The organism is Geodermatophilus sp. SYSU D00525, from assembly GCF_054050475.1.
This window is the reverse complement of sequence record NZ_JBJGZK010000005.1, coordinates 126,532-149,550: the sequence shown is the minus strand read 5'-3', so window position 1 is coordinate 149,550 and position 23,019 is coordinate 126,532. Positions and strand designations below refer to the sequence as shown.

The 23,019-nt window shown below is 75.5% G+C and carries 21 protein-coding genes; 13 read left to right on the top strand and 8 right to left on the bottom strand.

Annotation, left to right across the window (positions count from 1 at the left end; all coding sequences use genetic code 11):
- The first annotated feature begins 73 nt into the window (after positions 1-73).
- The 6 genes from ACI796_RS06715 to ACI796_RS06690 all read left to right on the top strand — a co-directional run bounded on the left by ACI796_RS06715 (position 74) and on the right by ACI796_RS06690 (position 7,077).
- Positions 74-1,690, top strand: a complete 1,617-nt coding sequence (locus ACI796_RS06715; protein WP_456940455.1) for a hypothetical protein — start codon at positions 74-76, stop codon at positions 1,688-1,690.
- A 117-nt stretch (positions 1,691-1,807) separates the two neighbouring features.
- A complete protein-coding gene (gene trxB, locus ACI796_RS06710; RefSeq protein ID WP_456940454.1) occupies positions 1,808-2,761 on the top strand; it encodes a thioredoxin-disulfide reductase in 954 nt (317 codons plus the stop codon).
- A gap of 156 nt (positions 2,762-2,917) precedes the next feature.
- Positions 2,918-3,244, top strand: coding sequence for a thioredoxin (gene trxA / locus ACI796_RS06705; protein ID WP_387988625.1), 327 nt, complete (start codon positions 2,918-2,920; stop codon positions 3,242-3,244).
- Positions 3,245-3,423: 179 nt separating this feature from the next.
- Positions 3,424-4,566, top strand: coding sequence for an N-acetylmuramoyl-L-alanine amidase (locus ACI796_RS06700; RefSeq protein ID WP_456940453.1), 1,143 nt, complete (start codon positions 3,424-3,426; stop codon positions 4,564-4,566).
- A 104-nt stretch (positions 4,567-4,670) separates the two neighbouring features.
- On the top strand, positions 4,671-6,074 hold the full coding sequence (locus ACI796_RS06695) for an aminotransferase-like domain-containing protein (protein WP_456940452.1): 1,404 nt from the start codon (positions 4,671-4,673) through the stop codon (positions 6,072-6,074).
- A 1-nt stretch (position 6,075) separates the two neighbouring features.
- On the top strand, positions 6,076-7,077 hold the full coding sequence (locus ACI796_RS06690) for a D-alanine--D-alanine ligase family protein (protein WP_456940451.1): 1,002 nt from the start codon (positions 6,076-6,078) through the stop codon (positions 7,075-7,077).
- Positions 7,078-7,139: 62 nt separating this feature from the next.
- Here the strand turns inward: ACI796_RS06690 and ACI796_RS06685 are convergent, their stop codons facing one another.
- From ACI796_RS06685 to rpmH, 8 genes are all read right to left on the bottom strand, one after another.
- On the bottom strand, positions 7,140-8,201 hold the full coding sequence (locus ACI796_RS06685; protein WP_456940450.1) for a ParB/RepB/Spo0J family partition protein: 1,062 nt from the start codon (positions 8,199-8,201) through the stop codon (positions 7,140-7,142).
- Entirely contained in the window at positions 8,198-9,310 is a 1,113-nt protein-coding gene (locus tag ACI796_RS06680; protein WP_456940449.1) for a ParA family protein, read from the bottom strand. Before ACI796_RS06680 ends, ACI796_RS06685 begins: the two co-directional genes overlap by 4 nt.
- 91 nt (positions 9,311-9,401) lie before the next feature.
- Positions 9,402-10,004, bottom strand: coding sequence for a 16S rRNA (guanine(527)-N(7))-methyltransferase RsmG (gene rsmG / locus ACI796_RS06675; protein WP_456940448.1), 603 nt, complete (start codon positions 10,002-10,004; stop codon positions 9,402-9,404).
- 50 nt (positions 10,005-10,054) lie between these two features.
- Positions 10,055-10,657: a Jag family protein gene (locus ACI796_RS06670; protein WP_456940447.1), complete on the bottom strand. Its 603-nt coding sequence runs from the start codon at positions 10,655-10,657 to the stop codon at positions 10,055-10,057.
- Between the two features lie 132 nt (positions 10,658-10,789).
- The gene (yidC, locus tag ACI796_RS06665) at positions 10,790-11,986 is read right to left on the bottom strand and encodes a membrane protein insertase YidC (protein ID WP_456940446.1); all 1,197 of its coding nucleotides are present in this window, start codon (positions 11,984-11,986) and stop codon (positions 10,790-10,792) included.
- Positions 11,979-12,395, bottom strand: a complete 417-nt coding sequence (yidD, locus tag ACI796_RS06660; RefSeq protein WP_456940445.1) for a membrane protein insertion efficiency factor YidD — start codon at positions 12,393-12,395, stop codon at positions 11,979-11,981. The genes yidC and yidD overlap by 8 nt, the downstream gene beginning before the upstream one ends.
- Positions 12,392-12,811, bottom strand: coding sequence for a ribonuclease P protein component (rnpA, locus tag ACI796_RS06655; protein WP_456940444.1), 420 nt, complete (start codon positions 12,809-12,811; stop codon positions 12,392-12,394). The genes yidD and rnpA overlap by 4 nt, the downstream gene beginning before the upstream one ends.
- A 1-nt stretch (position 12,812) precedes the next feature.
- The gene (rpmH, locus tag ACI796_RS06650; protein WP_040338882.1) at positions 12,813-12,950 is read right to left on the bottom strand and encodes a 50S ribosomal protein L34; all 138 of its coding nucleotides are present in this window, start codon (positions 12,948-12,950) and stop codon (positions 12,813-12,815) included.
- Positions 12,951-13,676: 726 nt separating this feature from the next.
- On the opposite strand from rpmH, the gene dnaA reads away from it, so the two are divergent.
- From dnaA to ACI796_RS06615, 7 genes are all read left to right on the top strand, one after another.
- Positions 13,677-15,539, top strand: a complete 1,863-nt coding sequence (gene dnaA, locus ACI796_RS06645) for a chromosomal replication initiator protein DnaA (RefSeq protein ID WP_456940443.1) — start codon at positions 13,677-13,679, stop codon at positions 15,537-15,539.
- 817 nt (positions 15,540-16,356) lie between these two features.
- Positions 16,357-17,544, top strand: coding sequence for a DNA polymerase III subunit beta (gene dnaN / locus ACI796_RS06640; protein WP_456940442.1), 1,188 nt, complete (start codon positions 16,357-16,359; stop codon positions 17,542-17,544).
- Between the two features lie 109 nt (positions 17,545-17,653).
- Complete coding sequence (gene gnd, locus ACI796_RS06635; protein ID WP_456940441.1) at positions 17,654-18,586, top strand: phosphogluconate dehydrogenase (NAD(+)-dependent, decarboxylating); 933 nt, start codon at positions 17,654-17,656, stop codon at positions 18,584-18,586.
- Positions 18,587-18,679: 93 nt separating this feature from the next.
- Entirely contained in the window at positions 18,680-19,858 is a 1,179-nt protein-coding gene (gene recF, locus ACI796_RS06630; protein ID WP_456940440.1) for a DNA replication/repair protein RecF, read from the top strand.
- Positions 19,851-20,351 carry a DUF721 domain-containing protein gene (locus ACI796_RS06625; protein ID WP_456940439.1) on the top strand — a complete coding sequence of 167 codons (501 nt, stop codon included), beginning with the start codon at positions 19,851-19,853 and terminating at the stop codon, positions 20,349-20,351. The genes recF and ACI796_RS06625 overlap by 8 nt, the downstream gene beginning before the upstream one ends.
- Positions 20,352-20,364: 13 nt before the next feature.
- Positions 20,365-21,141, top strand: a complete 777-nt coding sequence (locus tag ACI796_RS06620) for a hypothetical protein (RefSeq protein WP_456940438.1) — start codon at positions 20,365-20,367, stop codon at positions 21,139-21,141.
- A 17-nt stretch (positions 21,142-21,158) separates the two neighbouring features.
- A complete protein-coding gene (locus ACI796_RS06615) occupies positions 21,159-22,913 on the top strand; it encodes an ABC transporter ATP-binding protein (RefSeq protein WP_456940437.1) in 1,755 nt (584 codons plus the stop codon).
- Positions 22,914-23,019 lie beyond the last annotated feature (106 nt).

Genomic DNA, 23,019 nt, shown 5'->3' with positions numbered 1-23,019 from the left:
GACCCGCAGGCCTGGGCGGCGTCCCCGGGGCACCGCGCAGCCGGGGAGAGCGGACAGGGGGTCGGACACGTCCATGACGGCGACGATCACCGGCCTCCCCGACCGGTACCGACCGCTGGACGAGGTCGGCCCCGAGGAACGCACCGGGACCGGCGTCATCCACTGCTGGCGCGCCAAGGACCGCATCCTCAACCGCGACGTCGCCATCCGCGTGCACGTCCCCGGCGGCCCGCCGGCGCGTGCCTGGATCGCCCGCGCGCTCACCGCCGGCGGCCTGGCCACCCCGGCGCTGGCGATGGTCTACGACGCCTCGGAGGGCAGCGGCGGCGAGACGGGCGTGGCCTACGTCGTCAACGAGTGGATCGAGGGGCAGACCCTCGCCGAGCGGCTGCGGTCCGGGCCGATGGGCGAGCGGGAGGCCCGCACGGTCCTGCGGCGGCTGGCCGAGGGCGTCGCCGAGGCGCACCGGGTCGGCCTCGCGGTGGGCGGCCTGAGCCCGGAGACCGTCGTCCTGCGGCCCAACGGGCTGGTCGGCCTGCGCGCCGTCCCCGCGGCCACGGGCACCGTCCAGGAGGACATCGCCGCCCTGGGCGCGCTGCTCGAGTACTGCCTCACCGGCCGGCAGTCCGGCGTCCCCGGACCCGACGGCGCCCCCGCCGCCGCCCCGGTCGTCACCCAGCCGGACCTGGCCGCCCTGGTCCGTCGCGCCCGCTCCACCGAGCCCGGCGCCCGGCTGGCCAGCGCCGCGGCGATGGCCGCGCTGCTCGCCGAGCGCCCGCGGTCCTCGGCCGTGCCTGTCCGCGGCCGCGACGAGAGCGACAGCGGCTGGCTGCGGCGCCTTCGCGAGCACCGCGACGCCGAGCAGGCCCCCGCCGCGCCGGCGCAGGACACCGACCGGCCGCAGCGGGTCGAACCGGACACCCTGCCGCCGGTGCCGCTCGGTCCCGCCCGCCCCCTCCCGCCGGTGCCGGCCGAGGACCCCCACGACGCCGGCGCCGCCGGGGAGCCGGTCGACGAGGAGGACGAGGAGGACGGCGAGGGCTCTCCCGGCCGCCGCCGGCTCCTGGTCGCCGGCCTGCTGCTGGCCGCGCTGGTCGTCGTCGTGCTGCTCGCCTGGTGGGTGGGCACGAACCTGCTCTCGGTCGCCACGAACGTCGACCCGCGGCCCGCCGCACCGTCGGTGCCGGCCAGCAGCGCGCCCGCCGAGGACAGCAGCGCCCCCGCGCCGGAGGCCGGCACGCCCCTGGCGATCCGCGGCGCCACCGTCCTCGACCCGTTCGGCGACGGCGAGCCGGAGAACGTCGACGAGGTGCCGGCCAGCCACGACGGCGACCCGGCCACCACCTGGTCGACGCTCACCTACCGGGGCTCGGCCGACTTCGGCAACCTCAAGCCCGGCGTCGGCGTCGTCTACGACCTCGGCTCGGCCCAGGCGATCGGCGGCGTCACGCTGACGACGACCACCCCGGGCATCAACGTCGAGGTCCGCACCGGCTCCGCCCCCGACGGCGACCTGGACTCCTTCGCCGTCGCCACCGCCGGCAACGTCGACGGGACCACCGACCTCGCCTTCGACGAGCCGGTGACCGCGCAGTACGTCCTGGTGTGGGTGACCGGCCTGGTGCCGGCCGGGGACGGCTTCGCCGGGGACCTGGCCGAGGTCGCCGTCATCCCCGCCGCGGGGGAGTGACCTGCACGTCAGCGGCCTGGACGCGGGAATCCCGCCCTACGATGCCGCGTTGTGCCCCCCGTGATCGACCCCCAGCCCACTCCTGGCCCCGCGACGACCACCGAGGTCGCCTCGCCCGTGATCCCGCCCGCGGAGCACGACGGCGTCCGTGACCTGGTCATCATCGGCTCGGGTCCCGCCGGTTACACGGCGGCCGTCTACGCCGCCCGGGCCAACCTGCACCCGCTGGTCTTCGAGGGCTCCCAGTTCGGCGGCGCGCTGATGACCACCACCGAGGTGGAGAACTTCCCCGGCTTCGCCGAGGGCATCCAGGGCCCGCAGCTGATGATGGACATGCGCCAGCAGGCCGAGCGCTTCGGCGCCGAGCTGGTCGCCCGGGACGTCACCGAGGTCGACCTCACCGCCACGCCCAAGGTGGTCAAGGTCGGTGACGAGGTGACCCTCGCGCACGCGGTCATCGTCGCCACCGGCTCCAAGTACCGGTACCTGGGCCTCGACAACGAGCAGCGCCTGCTCGGCCACGGCGTCTCCGCCTGTGCCACCTGTGACGGCTTCTTCTTCCGCGACCAGGACATCGTCGTGGTCGGCGGTGGCGACTCCGCGATGGAGGAGGCGACCTTCCTCACCCGCTTCGCCAAGACGGTGACCGTCGTCCACCGCCGCGAGGAGCTGCGCGCCTCGAAGATCATGCAGAAGCGCGCGCAGGACAACGAGAAGATCCGCTGGGCGCTGGGCAAGCAGGTCACCGACGTGCTCGGTGACCAGACCGTCTCCGGCGTGCAGCTGACCGACGTCGCCACCGGCAGCACCGAGGAGCTCCCGGTCAGCGGCGTGTTCGTGGCCATCGGCCACGACCCGCGCAGCGAGATGTTCGCCGGGCAGCTCAAGCTCGACGACGAGGGTTACGTGCAGGTGGAGCACCCCAGCACCCGCACCAACATCGACGGCGTCTTCGCCTGCGGCGACGTCGTGGACCACATCTACCGGCAGGCGATCACCTCGGCCGGCACCGGCGCCGCCGCGGCCATCGACGCCGAGCGCTGGCTGGCCGAGACCTTCGACGAGCGCTGACGAAGGACCCCCCCGCCCCCCGCCCCTCGCAGGCTCGCGGCGGGATCCTGCGAGGGGCCGTTCCAGCACGTCACCACCCTGGGCATACCGCACCCCCTCCGCGGGTTACTCCCCGCGGAGGCCGACAGACCTCGACCGCGACAGAGGAGAACGACCATGGCAGGCAACACCGTGACGGTGACCGACGCGACCTTCGCCAACGAGGTGCTGGGCAGCGACAAGCCCGTCCTCGTCGACTTCTGGGCCGAGTGGTGCGGGCCGTGCAAGATGGTCGCCCCGGTGCTCGAGGAGATCGCCAAGGAGCACGGCGAGAAGCTGACGATCGCCAAGCTCAACATCGACGAGAACCCGCAGATCGCCCGCGACTACCAGGTCATGTCGATCCCGACGATGACCGTGTTCCAGGGCGGCAAGCCGGTCAAGAGCATCATCGGCGCCAAGCCGAAGGGCGCGATCCTCTCGGACCTCGCCGACTACATCTGACGGAGGACCCTCCTGCCCCCACCGCGCGCAGGCTCGCGGCGGGCCCCTGCAGGAGGGCCGTTCCAGCGCGTCACCAGGGCCCGCCCGTCCACCAGGACGGGCGGGCCCTCGCCGTCCCAGGGGGGAACCGGCCCCCGGGTGGGCCGGGAGGGGTCGCGGAGGCGACAATCGTGGGCACGATGGGTAGCGAGAGCGACATGCAGCCGCTGGGTCCGGGCAGCCACGGAGCCGCCGTCGCAGACGTACAGGCCGCACTGCGCAGCCTGGGTCTGCTCCAGCCCACCGGGGGCGCCGGGTCCTCCGACGGCGTCTACGACGAGGCGACCGCGCTCGCCGTCCGCCACTTCCAGCAGGTCCGCGGGCTGTCGGTGGACGGCCGGGTCGGCGAGGAGACCTACCGGGCGCTGTCGGAGGCGCGCTGGTCGCTGGGCGACCGGCTGCTGCACCACGACCCCGTCCGGCCGGTGCGCGGCGACGACGTCACCAACCTGCAGGAGCGGCTGCTCGAGCTGGGCTACGACGCCGGCCGCGCCGACGGCATCTTCGGTCGCGAGACCGAGTCCGGCCTGCAGGCCTTCCAGCGCGACTACGGGCTGACCGCCGACGGCACCTGCGGGCCCGCGACGCTGCGGGCGCTGCGCCAGCTGGGCCGCAAGGTGACCGGCGGCCGCCCCCAGCTGCTGCGGCAGAGCGCCGAGTTCGTCGAGAGCGGGCCGCACCTGATCGGTCGGCGCATCGTCGTCGACCCCGGCCACGGCGGCGAGGACACCGGCTTCGCCGCCGGTGAGACCACCGAGGCCGACCTCGTGCTGGACCTCGCCAGCCGGATCGAGGGCCGGCTGGCCGCGGCCGGCGCCACCGTCTACCTCACGCGCGGCCGCGACCAGAACCCGACGCCGGCCGAGCGCACCGCGTTCGCCAACGACGCCCGCGCCGACCTGTTCGTCTCCCTGCACCTGGACGCCTACGACTCCCCGCACGCGCGCGGGGTGGCCAGCTTCTACTACGGCACCGGCTCGGGGACGTCGTCGACGGTGGGGGAGCGCTTCGCCGACCTGGCCCGCCGCGAGGTGGTGGCCCGCACCGGCATGCTCGACCTCGGCGGGCACCCCAAGACCTGGGACCTGCTGCGGATGACCCGGATGCCCGCCGTCCGGCTCGACGTCGGGTACCTGTCGCACCCGGTCGACCGGCTGCTGCTGCTCGACGCCCGGCTCCGCGGCACCGTGGCCTCGGCCGTGCTGGCCGCCGTCCAGCGGCTGTTCCTGCCCGCGGAGGCCGACCCGCCCACCGGCACGTTCGTCCTGCCCCAGAGGGTCTGATCGAGAGGTGTGACGGCTGGGGCGCCTGGCGCCCCAGGTGTGACGGGTCCGTCTCACCCGCCGTGTCGGCCGGGTGCTCCCGGCCGCCTCCCTACACTCGGTCCGTGGCCTCTCTCCCGCCGTCGCACGGCCAGCCGCACCGCACGCCGCCGCAGCAGCACGGGCACGTGGTGCCCCGCCACCCGCGGCTGGACCCGCTGGCCGACCGGTACGCAGCCCGCACGCACGGCATGAAGAGCTCGGAGATCCGGGCACTCTTCTCCGTCGTCAGCCGGCCCGAGGTGGTCTCGCTGGCCGGCGGCATGCCCGCCGTCACCGCGCTGCCGCTGGACGCCGTCGGCTCGATGATCGGCGAGCTGGTCAGCGGGATGGGCGCGCAGACCCTGCAGTACGGCTCCGGCCAGGGGGACCCGCGGCTGCGCGAGCGCATCTGCGACGTCATGGCGCTCGAGGGCATCACCGACGCCTCGCCCAGCGAGGTCGTGGTGACCGTCGGCTCGCAGCAGGCCCTGGACCTCGTGACCCGCGTCTTCTGCGACCCGGGCGACGTCATCCTCGCCGAGGGCCCGTCCTACGTCGGCGCGCTCGGGGTCTTCCAGGCCGCCGAGGCGCGGGTGAAGCACGTCGCCATGGACGACGACGGGCTGGTCCCGGAGGCGCTGGAGCAGGCGCTGCTCGAGTGCCGGGCCAACGGCGACCGGGTCAAGTTCCTCTACACGGTGCCCAACTTCCACAACCCGGCCGGCGTGACGCTGTCGGAGCCGCGCCGCCAGGCGATCGTCGACATCGCCGACCGCTACGACCTGCTGGTCATCGAGGACAACCCCTACGGCCTGCTCGGCTTCGACCACGAGCCGATGCGCGCGCTGCGGGCCCGCAACGCGCAGCGGGTCATCTACCTCGGCTCGTTCTCCAAGACCTTCTCCCCGGGCCTGCGGGTGGGCTGGGTGCTCGCGCCGCTCGCCGTCCGCGAGAAGCTGGTGCTGGCCACCGAGGCGCAGGTGCTGTGCCCGCCCTCGCTCACCCAGTACGCCGTCGCCCGGTACCTGGACACCCAGCCCTGGCGGGAGCAGATCAAGCTGTTCACCGAGCTCTACCGTGAGCGGCGGGACGCCACCCTGGAGTCGCTCGACGCGCTGATGCCCCCGGGCACCACCTGGACCCGTCCCGACGGCGGCTTCTACGTGTGGCTGAAGCTCCCCCACGGCCTGGACGCCAAGCTCATGCAGCCGCGGGCGGTGGGCGCGCACGTCGCCTACGTCCCGGGCATCGGCTTCTACGCCGACGGGTCGGGCCGGGAGTACATGCGGCTGTCCTACTGCTACCCCGAGCCGGACCAGATCCGGGAGGGCGTGCGCCGGCTGGCCCGGGTCATCGAGGCCGAACTGGACCTGCACTCCACCTTCGACGCCGTCGACACCGGCACCTTCCGCGCCGTCGGCCGGCCCGGGACCGGCACCGCCGAGACCATCGTCGGCCCCGCCAGCAGCGACCGGATCGAGGACTGACGTGACCGAACCCGTGACCGACCCGGCCGCACCGGCCGCCCCCGACGTGGAGGAGACCCCGCTGCGCGCCGTCGTCCTGGCCGGTGGCCTGACCTTCGAGCGCGAGGTCAGCCTGTCCTCGGGCACCCAGGTGGTGGAGGAGCTGGCCCGCGTCGGTGTCGACGCCGAGCTGCGCGACGCCGACGCCGAGTTGCTGCCCGGCCTGGCCGCCTCCCCCGCCGACGCGGTGTTCATCGCCCTGCACGGCGCCACCGGCGAGGACGGCGCCCTGCGCGCGGTCCTCGACCTGGCCGGCGTCCCCTACGTCGGCTCCCCGGCCGCGGCCTGCCGGCTCGCCTGGGACAAGCCCGCGGCCAAGTCGGTCGTGCGCACGGCGGGGGTGACGACGCCGGACTGGGTGGCGCTGCCGCACAGCACGTTCCGCGAGCTCGGCGCCGGCGCCGTCCTCGACCTCATCGTCGCCCGGCTCGGGCTGCCGCTGATGGTCAAGCCGGCCTCGGGCGGCTCGGCGCTGGGCGCGCAGAAGGTCACCCGCGTCGAGGACCTGCCCGCGGCGATGGTCAGCTGCTTCGCCTACGGCGACACCGTGCTCGTCGAGCGGTTCGTCGACGGCGTGGAGCTGGCCCTGTCGGTGGTCGACCTGGGGGAGGGGCCGCAGGCGCTGCCAGCGGTGGAGATCGCCCCGGAGTCCGGCGTCTTCGACTACACCGCCCGCTACACGCCCGGGCTCACCGAGTACCACGCGCCGGCCCGCGTCTCCGACGACGTCGCGGCCCACGCGGCCGACGTCGCGGTGCGGGTGCACCGGGCACTGGGCCTCGCGGACCTGTCCCGCACCGACGCGATCGTCTCGCCCGACGGCGAGGTGCACTTCCTCGAGGTGAACGTCTCCCCGGGGCTGACCGAGACGTCGATGTTCCCCATGGCGGTCGAGGCCGCCGGGCACGACCTGGGCGAGGTCCTCTCGCAGCTGCTCACCCGCCGGGCCCAGAGCCCCCGCTGAGCGAGGACCGCCCTGCAGGAAGGCCGGGTTCCGTCCGTGACGGAACCCGGCCTTCTCGCTATTCAGGCGCCTTCCGGCTCCTCGCGGCGGCCGGTCAGGTCCGGCGCCATCTGGCCGATGATGCGCTGCAGGTCGTCGACGGAGCCGAACTCGACGACGATGCGGCCCTTGGCCCGGCCGATCTGGATCTTCACCTTGGTCTCGAAGACGTCGGACAGCCGGCCGGCGAGGTCCTCCACGCCCGGCGCGCTGATCCGGCGGGCGCGGCGGCGGGAGGCCGGCTGCTCGGCCACGGCGAGCGCGACCGCCTCCTCGGTGGCCCGCACCGACAGCCCCTCGGCGACGATCCGGGCGGCCAGGGCCTCCTGCGCCTCGGCGTCGTCGAGCCCGAGCAGCGCCCGCGCGTGCCCGGCGGAGATGACGCCGGCGGCGACCCGGGTCTGCACCTTCACCGGCAGCTTGAGCAGCCGGATGGTGTTGGTGACCTGCGAGCGGCTGCGGCCGATCCGCTGCGCCAGTTCCTCGTGGGTGGCGCCGAACTCCTCCAGCAGCTGCTGGTAGGCCGCCGCCTCCTCCAGCGGGTTGAGCTGGACGCGGTGGATGTTCTCCAGCAGGGCGTCGCGGAGGAGGGCGTCGTCCTCGGTGTCCCGGACGATGGCCGGCACCGTCTCGAGCTCGGCCGCGCGCGCGGCCCGCAGCCGGCGCTCGCCCATGATGAGCTCGTAGGGCGCGCCGCCGTCGCCGTCGGTGCGCTCACGCACGACGATCGGCTGCAGCAGGCCGAACTCGCGCACCGAGTGGGTGAGCTCCTCGAGCGCCTCGTCGTCGAAGACCTGCCGCGGCTGGCGGGGGTTGGGGAGGACGTCGCTGACGGCGACCTCGCGCAGCTGCGCGCCGGGGACGCCGACCGCCGCCTCGGCCTGCGCGGCCACCGTGGCCGCCGCCTGCGCCGCCGGCGGCAGCAGGGTGACCGGTGCCGGCGCCCCACCCGTCCCGGGCGTCCCGGCCGTCTCGGGGGCGGCGGGGGCCGGGCCGTCGGTCTCGGGCAGCGTCGGCTGCTCGACCGGCGGGGCGGTGGGGATCAGCGCCGCGAGACCCCGGCCGAGGCCGCCACGCTTGCTCATCGGGTCTCCTCGTCGACGGAGGCGGGAACGGGCAGGACGGCGGCGTCGGTGCCGGCGAACGCGGGGTCGGCGTGCCGGGCGGCGCCCGGGCGGACGGCGGGCATCGGCGCGGTCGCCGGCGCGGGAGGCGGCGGCGGGGGACCCATCGGCCGGACGTCGATCGGCGCCAGGCCCACGCCGCGCTCGGCGAGCTCGCGGGCGGCCTCGACGTAGCTGGTCGAGCCGCGCGAGCCCGGGTCGTAGGTGAGCACGGACTGGCCGTACCCCGGCGCCTCGGACACCCGGACGTTGCGCGGGATGACCGTCGCCAGCACCAGGTCCCCGAAGTGGCTGCGGACCTCCTCGGCCACCTGGTCGGCGAGCTTGGTCCGGCCGTCGTACATCGTCAGCAGGATGGTGCGGACGGCGATCCCCGGGTTGAGGTGCGCGCGCACCAGCTCGATGTTGTTGAGCAGCTGCCCCAGGCCCTCCAGCGCGTAGTACTCGCACTGGATCGGGATGAGCACCTCGTCGCCGGCCACGAGCGCGTTGAGCGTCAGCAGGCCCAGCGACGGCGGGCAGTCGATGAGCACGTAGTGCGGGCGCTGGTCCTCGGGCAGGCCGTGGATGTAGCCCTCGATCGCGCGGCGCAGCCGGTACTCGCGGGCGACGACGGAGACCAGCTCGATCTCCGCGCCGGCCAGGTCGATCGTCGCCGGGACGCAGCGCAGGTTCGGGCTCGCCGTCGTCGGGTGGACGACGTCGGCCAGCGAGCTGTCCCCGACGAGCGCGTCGTAGATCGACGGCGTCCCCACCGTGTGGTCCACGCCGAGGGCGGTGCTGGTGTTGCCCTGCGGGTCGAGGTCGATGACCAGCGCCCGCAGGCCGTAGAGCGCCAGTGCCACGCCCAGGTTGACCGTCGAGGTGGTCTTTCCGACGCCGCCCTTCTGGTTGGCGACGGTGATGACCCGGATGCGCCCGGGTGCCGGGAACGGTTCCTGGTCGGCGGCGTGCAGCACCCGGGTGGCCCGCAGCGCCTCCATCGCGATGGGACTGTCGAAGTCCCCGCCGGAGTGGGCCGCCGAGTCGGCCGCGAGGCTGCTGCGCAGTCGCTGGCCCGGGTCGGTCATCGCGGGTCCTTCCTGCCGACCCGTTTCACGTGGAACGGGACGGGTACCTGGGCGCGTTCCACGTGGAACGCCGTCGTCGTCCCGCGGGGCCTCACCGTCGGCCCCGCGTCATCACCACCACGGTAGTGGCAGCGTCCCCCAGCCCGGCGCCGACAGCCCGGACGTGGACGTCACGCATGCCCGCGGCCTCCAGCTCGGGGAGGAGGGTGGGCAGTTCCTCCACCGCGCGGGCGCCGACGAGGGCCACCAGCTGGGCGCCGGGCCGCAGCAGACCGCGGCTCCAGCCCACCAGCCGGGGCAGCGCGGCGACCGCCCGGGCGGTGACGACGTCGACCGGGCCGACCGCGGACACCACCGAGCGCTCCTCGGCGCGGCCGCGGACCACCCGCCACGGGGCGCCGAGCTCGGCGACGACCTCCTCGAGGAACTCCACCCGGCGGGCCATCGGCTCCACCAGGGTCATCCGCAGGTCCGGCCGGGCCAGCGCCAGCGGGATCCCCGGGAGGCCGGCGCCGCTGCCGACGTCGACCACCCGGGCCCCCTCGGGCACCGCCTCGGCGACGGCGGCACTGTTGAGCACGTGCCGCTCCCACAGCCGCGGGACCTCCCGCGGGCCGATCAGCCCGCGGGTGACGCCGTCGGAGGCGAGCCGCGCGACGTAGCGCTCGGCCCCGGGCAGCCCCGCCCCGAACACGGAGGCGGCGACTCCCGGGGCGGGTGGGACGGACGGGACGGGAGTGTCGCTCACCGCTCCGGCAGGACCACGACGCGGCGGTGGGGCTCCTCGCCCTCCGACTCGCTGCGCACTCCGCTGACGCCGGCGATGACGTCGTGGACGACCTTGCGCTCGAACGGGTTCATCGGCGCCAGCCGCTCGGGCTGCCCGCTGCCGGCGACCCGGCGGGCGGCCTCGGCGGCCATGGAGGTGAGGTCCGCGCGCCGCCGGGCCCGGTAGCCGCCGATGTCGAGCATCAGCCGGCTGCGGACGCCGGTCGCCTGGGCGACGGCCAGCCGGGTGAGCTCCTGCAGCGCCTCCAGCACGGAGCCGTCGGAGCCGACGAGGTCGTCGAGGTCGCCGCCGACGATGGCGACCGAGGCCCGGTCGCCCTCGACGTCGAGGTCGATGTCCCCGTCGACGTCGAGGATGTCGAGCAGCCGTTCGAGGTAGTCCCCGGCGACGTCGCCCTCGCGGACGAGCAGGTCGGTGCCGGTGGCGGCGGCGCGGCCGTTCCCCGAGGGGGCGGGCGCGACCTCGTCGGCGGGCTCGAGGACGGCGTCGGTGCTGTCGTCGTCGGCGTCGGGGAGGTCGGGGGTCTCGGCCGGTGCGGTGTGGTTCGGGACGCTCACGGAGGTACCTCCAGTCGGTGCGGGCAGCCGGGGCGGGCCCGGAGGTCGGAGGCCGGAGGGCGCGGGGTCGCTGCTCCTCCCGGCGGGTCCGCGGCGAACCGCGTCGGGGACGCCGTCGCCGCGGACCGGGGTCTAGCGGCGCTTGCGCTTGCCGCCGGTGCCGGCGGGCCGGCCGTGCGGGCCGCGGTTGGCGGGCCGGGAGGAGCGGTTCCCGCCGCCGGAGGCGCTGCCGCCCGCGGCGGTCGCCCCGCTGCCCGTGCCGGGCGTACCGGAGCCGTTGCTCCCGGCGGCATTGCTCCCGGCGGCATTACTCCCGGCGGCATTGCTCCCGGCGGTGTTCGCGCCGGTGCCCGGAGCGCCCGCACCGTTCCCGCCGGCGGGGGTGCCGTCCGCCGCGGTGCCGTCGGCACCGCCCTTGGTCAGCTCGACGCCGGCGCCCGCGGGCCGGCCGCCCTTGCCGCGCACCGGCTTGGCGCCGGGCTTGGGAGCGAGCGTCTTCGGGTCGATCGCGGGCTTCTCGGCCGCGGCCTTCGCCTTGGCGGCGGGGCTGCCGGGCGGGGGCATCTTGCGCAGGATGAAGAACTGCTGGCCCAGGGTCCACAGGTTGTTCGTCATCCAGTACAGGAGGACGCCGATGGGGAAGAAGAAGCCGGTGACGAAGAGGCTGATCGGCATGCCGTAGAGCAGCAGCTTCTGCACCATCGCGGCCTGGCCCTCGACCGGGCCGGAGCGCTTCATGATCTGCTTCTGCGTGACGTAGGTGGTCACGCACATGACCACCATGAGGATCAGCGCGACCGTGCGGATGCCGCCCTGGGTGACGCCGGGCAGCGCCAGGACGGCCTCGGCCTTGGGCCCCGACATGGTGAACGACGCGGAGATGGGCGCGATCCCGAACAGCTTCGCCGTGGCCGCCTGCTGGGTGAGGTCGTAGCTCCAGCTGTAGAGGCCCTGGGCGCCGGGCTGCAGGCGGCGCAGCACGTGGAACAGCGCGAGGAAGACCGGGATCTGCGGGAGGATCGGCAGACAGCCGGCCAGCGGGTTGACCCCGCGCTCCTTCTGCAGCGCCATCATCGCCTGGCTGAAGCCCTGGCGGTCCGCGCCGTACTGCTTGCGCAGCTTCTGGATCTCCGGCTGGATCTCCTGCATCGCCCGCTGGCTCTTGATCTGCTTGACGAACAGCGGGAAGAGGATGAGCCGGACGGTGACGACCAGGAACACGATCGACAGCGCCCAGGTGAGGCCGGCGGCCGGGTCGAGGAACGTGGAGAACACCGAGTGCCACGTCTTCATGACGAAGGCGATGGCGGTGTAGAGCCAGTCAAGCAACGGAGGACTCCTCCTGCGGGGCCCGGCGGGACGCCGGCGGGGTCTCGGGGGCGGGGCGACGGGCACCGTCGGCGGCGGGCACGCCGGCGGCGGGCGCCGCGGGTGCCGCTGTCATCGACGTGCGGCCGTCGCCGCCGGTTCCGGGGCTCACCCGGCCCGCGCGCGGAGCGGGGACCGGGTCGTAGCCGCCGGGGTGCCACGGTGCGCACTTGAGCAGCCGCCGCAGCGCCAGCCACGACCCGCGGGCGGCGCCGTGGACGGCGACCGCCTCGGCGGCGTAGGCGCTGCAGGTGGGCGCGAAGCGGCAGCGCGGGGGCAGCGCGGGGCTGATGGCGCGGGAGTAGAAGCCGACGGCGGCCAGCAGCGCGCGCGCCACGGGCCCGGGACGCCGGGACACGGGGGCGCTCACGAGGACCGCGTCCGCTCGCCCGCCGGCCGGGGCCGCTCGGCGAGCACCCGGTCCAGGCCGGCGGCCAGGTCGCGGCGCAGCTGCGCGGAGGTCGCCGTCGCGGCGTCGGGACGGGCCCGGACGACCAGGTCGGCGCCGGCGGGCAGCCGGCCGAGCTCCTCGCGCACGGCGGCGCGCAGCTGCCGGGTCACGCGGTGCCGGACCACGGAGTTGCCGACCGCCTTGCCGACCACGAACCCGGCGCGGGGCCCGGCGGGCGTCCCGTCCCGGGGCACACCGAGACCCCCGGCCGTGCGGGCCGGGGGTCGGACGGGGAGGTAGTGGAGCACCATGGTCGGCCGACCGGCACGCCGGCCCGACCGGACGACCGCGGTGAACTCCGGACGCCGGCGCAGGCGGGCCTGCGCGGGCAGCACCTCAGGCGGAGAGCTTCTCGCGACCCTTGCGGCGGCGGCCGGCGAGGATCGCGCGGCCTGCGCGGGTGCGCATCCGCAGCCGGAAGCCGTGGGTCTTGGACCGGCGGCGGTTGTTCGGCTGGAAGGTGCGCTTGCTCACGGGTACTCCTACGGCAGGACATCGGTGGTGCGGCCGGCCGGTGGGCAGGCGCGCGGCGGGGCTCCGGGAGAGGCGGCGGGGCCACTCCGCGGGACCCCGCGAGGCTGGCGCTGTGGGCCCCGGTCCCGGCGGCCCGGGACACGGCCGGCGCCGGGGACCGGCGGACGACCGCGTCCGCGCACCGGTGCCGGTCCACAGACTCCGACCAGCATAACCGAGGACGGCGGCGCCCGAGGACGCCGTTCCCGCGGTCCCGGTCACGCGACCCCCGCCGGACGGCGACCCGCCAGGCTGCACCCTCCGGGCGGACGGTCGGTGTCGGCACGCCGACCGCCCGGGGACGACACGCCGAACGACACGCGCACCGGCCGTCCCAGGCGTTCCCGGACGTCGTTGCCGGGCTGTGGACGGGGCTGTTAGCGTCGCCGTCGCTCCGGTCCGGGCAGACCGCCCGGCACGGGGGCCGACCACCCGGTCGACCTGACCGCAGTCCGTCTCGAGCCGTATCACGACCTCCCTCCCGACCAGCGACGACGCCGCTGCGACCTGACGTCCACAGGTCGACACGGCGCCTTGTCGCCGGTCGTGCACAGCCTGTGGACACTCGTGTGGAACCCGGGTGTCCCGGATGTCCACTTCCCGGGCAGCCGCGGCACCGGGGACGCCGGCTCCCGGGGACGCCGGAGGTCGGACAGCGGGGACGAACTGCAAGGGGAGGACACGGTCATGGCCGATGCCGCGGTGGACCTGGCGGAGGTCTGGGACTCGGTCCGCGAGCGGCTGGCCACCAGCCTGACCCGGCAGCAGAACGCGATGCTCAACCTGACCCGGCCGGTCGGCCTGGTCGGCGGCACCGCCGTGCTCGCCGCGCCCAACGAGTTCACCCAGACCGTGCTCGAGTCGCGGATGCGCCGGGTGCTGGCCGAGGCGCTGTCCGAGCAGCTCGGCCGGGACATCGGCGTCGCCATCCAGCTCGAGGACGCCCCCGCCTCGGCACCGGCGCCCGAGGAGCAGCCGACCCGCCGGCCGTGGACCCCGGTCGACACCGGCCCCACCGACGAGGACCGCGAGCGGGCCGACGACGGCCGCAGCGCCTTCGGGGTGCGCAGCGACGCGCGTCCGCTCGACCGCGGCGGCTTCGAGCCCTCGCCGTTCGAGCCGGGCCCCTACGAGCCCTCGCCGTTCGACCCGGCGTCCTACGACCCGGCCCCGTACGAGGCCGGCCCCTTCGAGCCCTACGACGCCGGCCGTCCCGACGCGGCCCGCCGGGACACCGCGCGCCGCGAGGCGTCGTCCCCCGCCGACGCGCCGGCGCCGCCCGGTGACGGCGTGGGGGAGTGGGGCGGCTCGGACTGGAGCCCCGCGAGCCGCGGGCGCACCGGCCGCCGCCGCGGCCCGCGCGTCGGGGAGGGCGCCGAGGTGCTGCCCTTCGACCTCGGCGACGCCGCGCCCGACGGCGCCGACGAGCCCGCGCCCCAGCGCGGCGGGTCCCCCGGCCGCACCTCCGGCACCGCGGTGCCGCTGTTCGGTGACCGCCGTCCGCCGGCCGGCCTGGACCCGGGGCTGAACCCCAAGTACGTCTTCGACAGCTTCGTCATCGGCAACAGCAACCGGTTCGCCCACGCCGCGGCGGTCGCCGTCGCCGAGGCGCCGGCCCGGGCCTACAACCCGCTGTTCGTCTACGGCGACTCCGGGCTGGGCAAGACGCACCTGCTGCACGCCATCGGGCACTACGCGGCGCGGATGTTCCCCAACGTGCGGGTGCGCTACGTCAGCACCGAGGAGTTCACCAACGAGTTCATCAACCTGGTGCACTCCGGCCGGGCCGAGGACTTCCGCCGCCGCTACCGGGACATCGACTTCCTGCTCATCGACGACATCCAGTTCCTGGAGCGCGCCGAGCGGACGCAGGAGGAGTTCTTCCACACCTTCAACACGCTCCACAACGCGAGCAAGCAGATCGTCATCACCTCCGACCGGGCGCCGAAGAAGCTGACGACGCTCGAGGACCGGCTGCGGACCCGCTTCGAGTGGGGCCTCATCACCGACGTCCAGGCGCCGGACCTGGAGACCCGCATCGCGATCCTGCGGAAGAAGGCCTACGGCGAGCGGCTGCAGGTGCCCGACCCGGTGCTGGAGTTCATCGCCAGCAAGGTGCAGACCAACATCCGCGAGCTCGAGGGCGCGCTCATCCGCGTCACCGCGTTCGCCAGCCTCAACAAGCAGCAGGTGGACCTGCCGCTGGCCGAGCTGGTGCTCAAGGACCTCATCAGCGACGAGCAGGGCCCGCAGATCACCGCGGCGATCATCATGGCCGCGACCGCGGAGTACTTCTCCGTGACGATGGAGGAACTGCAGGGCTCCAACCGCAGCCGCACGCTGGTCAACGCCCGCCAGATCGCCATGTACCTGTGCCGGGAGCTCACCGAGCTGTCCCTGCCGCGGATCGGGGCGTCCTTCGGCGGCAAGGACCACACCACGGTCATGCACGCGGTCAAGAAGATCACCAACCTGATGAGCGAGCGCCGGGCGACCTACACCCAGGTCACCGAGCTGACCGCCCGCATCAAGAGCCGCGCCCGCCAGTAGCCCCGGCGGCCCGCCGGGCGGCCCCTCGGCGGCCGTCCTCCGCCCGGACGGTGGAGACGCCGGGCCGGCTGTCCACAACCGGGGGACACCGGCGGGGACCGGTCGTCGCCCGTCGTCCCGCGGCTGCCGGGCGGTCACCGGCTCCCGTGGTGTCGACATCCCGACGAGTTGTCCCCAGGGATGTGCACACCCTGGGGAGATCGTGATCCCGGCGTGACCGGACCGCCCGGGGAGCCGTGGCACCGGGTGTCGTCCCCAGGTGGTTCCCCAGTGTGTGCATCCAGCGACGTTCCGCCGTGGTGAGCTGCGCGTTCACGCCGCCGGCGGCCCGTCGTCCCCACCTCTGACCGTCGCCGGCCGGCGCGGCCGCCGGGGGCCTGGGCACGGACTGGGGACAGGACGTGGGTGCAGCGGGGACGGGGCGTGGAGAGACGGCGGTGCCTGTGCACCGCCGTCGAGATGTCCACGTGTCGACAACAACGACACGTGAGTTCCCCACAGCGAGCCAACATGTCGACAATGGCGCTGACCTGCGAGAAGGGCCTCGATCCCCAGCTTCCACACCGGTGATGACGGAGATGAGGGAGATAGATCGAGGTTTTCTCGAACCCCAGTAGGGGTGGGGACGCTGCGGCCCGGAGGGGCTCCGGGGCCGCAGCGGAACAGCAGCAGGGAGCAGGGCCGGCCACCTGATCGGGTCCCGGGTTCCCCCATCCACACCCCGACGGGCACGATGAACGACGCAACAGACACCGAGCCCCGTTCCCGGTCCGCACGGACGCCGGGGACCGGGGTGCGCAGACGACAGCAGTGGGCCGTGCAGAGCTGGGGTGGGTCGGTCATGGAGTTCCGGGTGACACGCGAGGTGCTCGCGGATGCCGTCGCGTGGACGGCACGCAGCCTCCCGCCGCGGCCGTCGGTGCCGGTCCTCGCCGGCATCCTGCTCGAGGTCGACGGCAGCCAGCTGTCGGTCTCCGGCTTCGACTACGAGGTCTCCGCGCGCGCGGAGGTCGACGTGCAGGCGGGGGAGAGCGGCCGCGTGCTGGTGCCCGGCCGGCTGCTCGCCGAGATCACCCGCGCGCTGCCGCCGCAGCCGGTCGACGTCCGCGCCGAGGGCCCGCGGCTGGCGATCACCTGCGGCAACGCGCGGTTCAGCCTGCCCACGCTGCCGGTCGAGGACTACCCGTCGCTGCCGGCGATGCCGTCGTCGGCCGGCGTGGTCGACAGCGACGTGTTCGCCGAGGCGGTCGGCCAGGTCGCCGTCGCCGCCGGCCGCGACGACACGCTGCCCATGCTCACCGGCGTCCGGCTGGAGATCGACGACGACCGGGTGACCCTCGCCGCCACCGACCGCTACCGGCTGGCCGTGCGCGAGTTCGCCTGGCGCCCGGAGACCCCGGGCACCTCGGCCGCGGTGCTGGTCCCGGCGCGCACGCTCGCCGACGCCGCCCGGACGCTGACCAGCGGCCCCGAGATCGTGATCTCGCTGTCCTCCAGCGGGTCGGGCGAGGGCATCCTGGGCCTGTCGGGCAAGGACCGGCAGACCACGACCCGGCTGCTGGACGCCGAGTTCGTCAAGTACCGCGCGATCATGCCGAGCGAGTCCGCCGCGCACGCCACGCTGCCGGTCGTGCAGTTCACCGACGCCGCCAAGCGCGTCGCGCTGGTCGCCGAGCGCGGCACCCCGCTGCGCTGCGAGTTCACCCCGGGCCAGGTCACGCTGCGCGCCGGCGGCAGCGACGACGAGGGCCAGGCCGAGGAGCGCTGCGACGTCGAGTTCGAGGGCGACCCGCTGACCATCGGCTTCAACCCGACGTTCCTGCTCGACGGGCTGGCCGCGGTGCACACCGGCCGGGCGCGGATGGACTTCACCAGCCCGCTCAAGCCCGCGGTGCTCTCCGGCGTCGAGGACCCGGCGACCGACGACGAGGACGGCGGCGAGCGCCCGGTGGAGCGTCCCGGCAGCTACCGCTACCTGATCATGCCGGTGCGTCTGCCGGGCTGACGTCGGCGGACGAGGTGTCCCGGGCAGCCGGGGAGGGCACCGCACACCGCGGGCACCCGCACCGTCGCGTGCGCCCGTGCCATGACGACCGCGAGGGAAGGACTGAGCCGTGCAGCTGGGGCTGATCGGGTTGGGCAAGATGGGCGGCAACATGGCCGAGCGGCTGCGCCGCGCCGGTCACGAGGTGGTCGGCTTCGACCACCACCCGGACAAGCGCGACGTCGACAGCCTCGAGGCGCTCGTCGGCGCGCTGTCGGCGCCGCGCGTGGTGTGGGTGATGGTCCCGGCCGGCGAGCCGACCCGGGAGACGGTGCGCCAGCTCGGTGAGCTGCTCGAGCCGGGCGACGTCGTCGTCGACGGCGGGAACTCCCGGTTCACCGACGACAAGGTGCACGCCGAGATGCTCGGCGAGAAGGGCGTCGGCTACGTCGACGTCGGCGTCTCCGGCGGCGTCTGGGGCCTGGAGAACGGCTACGCGCTGATGGTCGGCGGGTCGAAGGACGACGTCGCCAAGGTGCAGCCGGTGTTCGACGCGCTGAAGCCGCCGTCGCCGACCGACGCGTCGGGGGAGGAGATCCCGGGCGCGGGCTTCGTGCACGCCGGCCCGGTGGGGGCGGGCCACTACGCGAAGATGGTCCACAACGGCATCGAGTACGCGCTGATGCAGGCCTACGGCGAGGGCTACGAGCTGCTGGCCGCCGTCGACCTGATCGAGGACGTGCCGGGCGTCGTCGCCAGCTGGACCCAGGGCACCGTCATCCGCTCGTGGCTGCTGGACCTGCTGGTCCGCGCGCTGCAGGAGGACCCGCAGCTGGAGAAGATCAGCGGCTACGCCGAGGACTCCGGGGAGGGCCGGTGGACGGTGCAGGAGGCCATCGACCACGCCGTCCCCATGCCCACGATCGCGGCGTCGCTGTTCGCCCGGTTCGTCTCGCGGCAGGACGACTCGCCCACGATGAAGGCGGTCGCCGCGCTGCGCCAGCAGTTCGGTGGGCACGCGGTGCACGCCGTCAAGGCGCAGGAGGTCGAGCGCCCCGCATGAGGAAGGACCCCCCTGCCCCCCACCACTCGCAGGCTCGCGGCGGGGCCCTGCAGGGGGGCCGTTCCAGCACCTCACCAGCGGGCGTGCGCTGAGGTGTACGTCCGGCACCTCCAGCTGGTCGACTTCCGCAGCTGGGAGAAGGTCGACCTGGCGCTGCGGCCCGGCCCGACGGTGTTCGTCGGCCGCAACGGCGAGGGCAAGACCAACCTCGTCGAGGCGGTCGGCTACCTCGCGACCATGAGCAGCCACCGGGTGTCCGCCGACGCGCCGCTGGTGCGCCACGGCGCGGGGCAGGCCGTGGTCCGGGCGGCGCTGCGCCGGGAGGACCGCGAGCTGCTCGTCGAGGTGGAGGTCAACCCGGGCCGGGCCAACCGGGTCCGGGTGAACCGGGCCGCGCTGCCGCGCCCGCGCGAGCTCCTCGGGCTGGTGAAGAGCGTGCTGTTCGCCCCCGAGGACCTCGCGCTGGTGCGCGGCGACCCGGCCGAGCGACGCCGGTTCCTCGACGACCTGCTGGTCAGCCGCACGCCGCGGCTGGCCGGGGTGCGCAGCGACTACGAGCGGGTGCTCAAGCAGCGCAACGCCCTGCTCAAGACCGCCCGGATGGCCCGCGGCGACGCCCTGGCCACCCTCGACGTCTGGGACACCCACCTCGTCGAGCTCGGCGGGCAGCTGCTGGCCGCCCGCTTGGCCCTGGTCGCCGACCTCGCGCCCCACGTGGCCCGCGCCTACGCCACCGTGGCCGGCGCGGGCGCCGCGGCCGCGGGCCTGGGCTACGCGAGCACCGTCCCGCTGGCCGGCGACGGCGCCCCGCTGCCCCCCGGGACCGCGACGCCGTCGGCGGCCGAGCTGTCGGGGGCGCTGCGCGAGCGGGTCGCCGAGCGGCGCCGCGACGAGGTGGACCGGGGGATGACGCTGGTCGGCCCGCACCGCGACGACCTCGTCCTGCACCTGGGCCCCGCCCCGGCCAAGGGCTTCGCCAGCCACGGCGAGTCCTGGTCGTTGGCGCTCGCGCTCAAGCTGGGCTGCTTCGGCCTGCTGCGCGCCGACGGGGAGGAGCCGATCCTGGTGCTCGACGACGTCTTCGCCACGCTGGACGCCGGCCGCCGGGCGGCGCTGGCCGAGGTCGCCCGCGGGGCCGAGCAGACGCTCATCACGGCCGCCGTCCTCGACGACGTGCCCGACGAGCTCCGCGGCGCCCGGGTCGAGGTGGGCGAGGGGACGGCGACGCTGGTCGAGGCGGCCGCCGGCGGCGAGGAGGTCCACGGTGGCTGACGAGCGGCCGGCCCGGCCCAGCGACATCGCCCGCGCCGCGCTGGAGGCGGCCCGCGCGGCGTCGGCGGCCCGCCCGGCGCCCACCCGCCGCCGGGTGGCCGGCCCGCGGCGGCGGTGGACCGGCCCGCGCCCCGGCGACGACGACCCGCAGCCGCTCGCCCGGCTGGTCGACTCGCTCGTCAGCACCCAGGACTGGTCGGAGCAGACCCGGGTCGGCGCGGTGTTCGGCCGCTGGTCGGCGCTGGTCGGCCCCGACATCGCCTCCCACTGCCGCCCGGAGACGCTGACCGAGGGCGAGCTGCTCGTCGTCGCGGAGTCCACCGCCTGGGCCACCCAGCTGCGGCTGCTCGCGCCGACGATCCTCGCCAGGCTGCGCGCCCAGGTCGGCGGGGACGTGGTGACCCGGCTGCGCGTTGTCGGTCCGACGGCCCCCAGCTGGAAGAAGGGCCCGCGGTCGGTCCGCGGGCGGGGGCCCCGCGACACGTACGGATGAGGACGGTGCCCCGATGAGCAGCCCGCACGACGACAGGCCCCGCGACGACGACCCGCGCGACCGGGACGGCTGGCAGGAGCCGGCCCACCTCGGCGAGGGCGGGACGGGCGACGGTGACCGGGAGCCGGAGCCGGCCCGCCCCGGGCCGGTCGTCTCCTGGGCCCCGCCCGCCTCGCGGCAGCGCACGCCCGGCGTCGTCGAGCAGGTGTTCCGCTACCAGGGCGACACCGTCGGGGCGCAGGGGTGGGCGCTGCAGCACGGCTGGGAGATCTCCGACGGGACCGCGCCCCAGGACGCCGTCCTCGCCGAACTGGTGGCCACCGCCCCGGTCCGTGCCACCAAGGACCACCGGCCGGCGGGGGTGATGCGCGGGCGCGCCGGGACCCTCGAGCTGGTCGCCTTCGACGTCGTCTTCACCGACAAGCGGTACACCGTACCCGAGTGGGCGGTCACCGCGGCGCCGGTGCTGCTCCCGCTGCCCGGCCTGCGGCTGTCCCCGGCCCGGTTCTGGCGGCACCGCACCGGCGGCCTGCTGCACGTGCCCAGCGGCGACGAGGCCTTCGACGCCCGCTGGGTGCTGCTCACCGCCGAGGACGGCGAGGCGGTCCGCCGCCTGGTCGGCGACCACACCGTGCGCGGGCTGCTGATGGGCTCCGACGACGGCGACGAGTTCTGGTCGGCCGCCGGCCACCTCGCCGCCGTCCGCCCGGACGGGCAGCGGCCCGAGCTGATCGAGCACCACGCCCGCCTGCTGGGCGCGATGGTCTCCGCCCTGGCCGGCGTCTCCTGAGCGACGCCGAGGCTGCCGTGGACCCCGCGGCCGCACCGACGGCGGGGCTGCGGGACCTGCTGCCCCTGCTCCGCCCGCACCGGCGGCCGCTGCTGCTGGCCGCCGGGCTGTCGCTGGTCGGCGCGGCCGCGGCACTGGCCCAGCCCGCGCTGACCGGCCGCGTGATCACCGCCGTCGGCGCCGGCCGGCCGCTGCTGCCCGCCGTCGCCGCGCTGGTCCTGGTCCTGGTCGCGGGGGCGGTGCTCGACGCGGGGCAGTCGTACCTGCTGCAGCGCACCGGTGAGGGCGTCGTCCTCACCACCCGCCGCACCGTGGCCGACCGGCTGCTGCGGCTGCCCGTCGCCGAGTACGACCGGCGCCGCACCGGCGACCTCATGTCCCGGGTGGGCGCCGACACCACCCTGCTGCGCGCCACCGTCACCTCCGGCGTCGTGGAGGTGGCGGGGTCCGCGGTGGTCGGGGTCGGCGCGCTGGTGGCCATGGCGCTGGTCGACGTCTGCCTGCTGCTGGTCACCCTCGCCGCGGTCGCGATCGGCATGGCGGTGGTCGTGAGCTCCAGCCGGCGGGTGCGCCGGCTCTCGCGCCGGGCGCAGGAGGAGGTCGGCGCGATGACGGCGGCCGTCGAGCGGGCGTTGTCGGCGGTGCGCACCATCCGGGCCAGCGGCGCCACCGCGCGGGAGGTCGACGCGGTGGGGGAGAGCGCGGCGCGGGCCTACCGGGCGGGGGTCTCGGTGGCGCGGGTGCAGGCGCTGGTCGCGCCGGCCGGGTCGATCGCCGTGCAGGGCGCGTTCCTCGCCGTCCTGGGGCTCGGCGGGTACCGGGTGGCCACCGGCTCGATCGCCGTCGCCGACCTGGTCGCGTTCATCCTCTACCTGTTCCTGCTGGTCATGCCGCTGGGCCAGGCGGTCTCGGCGTGGACCCAGCTGCAGACCGGGCTCGGCGCGCTGGCCCGCATCCAGGAGGTGCTGGTCCTCGAGCCCGAGCGGGACGCCGTCGCCGAGGTGGGCGGCGCGACGGCCGCCCCGCGCGCGCCGGCTCCCGGCGTCCCGCTGCTCGAGCTCGACGACGTCTCGTTCGCCTATCCCGACGGCACGGAGGTGCTGCGCGGGGTGTCGCTCACCGTGCCGGCCGGGAGCCGGGTGGCGCTGGTCGGGCCGTCGGGCGCGGGCAAGTCCACGGTGCTCGCGCTGGTCGAGGGCTTCTACCCGCTGACCGGCGGGGCGATCCGGTGGGCCGGCACCGACGCCCGCGAGCTGCCGCGGGCGGCGCTGCGCGCGCAGCTGGGCTACGTGGAGCAGGAGGCGCCGGTCCTGGCCGGGACGGTGCGGGAGAACCTGCTGCTGGCCGCACCGCACGCCGGGGACGACGAGCTGTGGGCGGTGCTCGCCGACGTCGGCCTGACCGGCGTGGTGCAGCGCTCGGCCCGCGGGCTGGACGTGCCGGTCGGCGACGAGGGCGTGCTGCTGTCCGGCGGCGAGCGCCAGCGGCTGGCGATCGCGCGCTCGCTGCTGGCCCGCCCGGCGCTGCTGCTGCTCGACGAGCCGACCGCCAGCCTCGACGCCCGCAACGAGAACCTGCTGCGCGAGACGCTGGCCGCCGCGGCCGCCGACCGGGCGCTGCTCGTCGTCGCCCACCGGCTGTCCACCGTGCTCGACAGCGACCAGATCGTCGTCCTCGACGGCGGCCGGGTCGTCGCCCGCGGCACGCACGCCGAGCTGGTGGAGACCAGCCCCCTCTACCGCGAGCTCGCCTCCGCCCAGCTCCTGGTCTGACCACCCGCCGGGTCCCCGGGCTCCGTCTCGGCCCTCACCCGGTGGTGCCCGACGTCACCCGGCAGCGCGAGGCGGGGCGGCGGGAGGAGTGGGGCCCGGAGGGTCC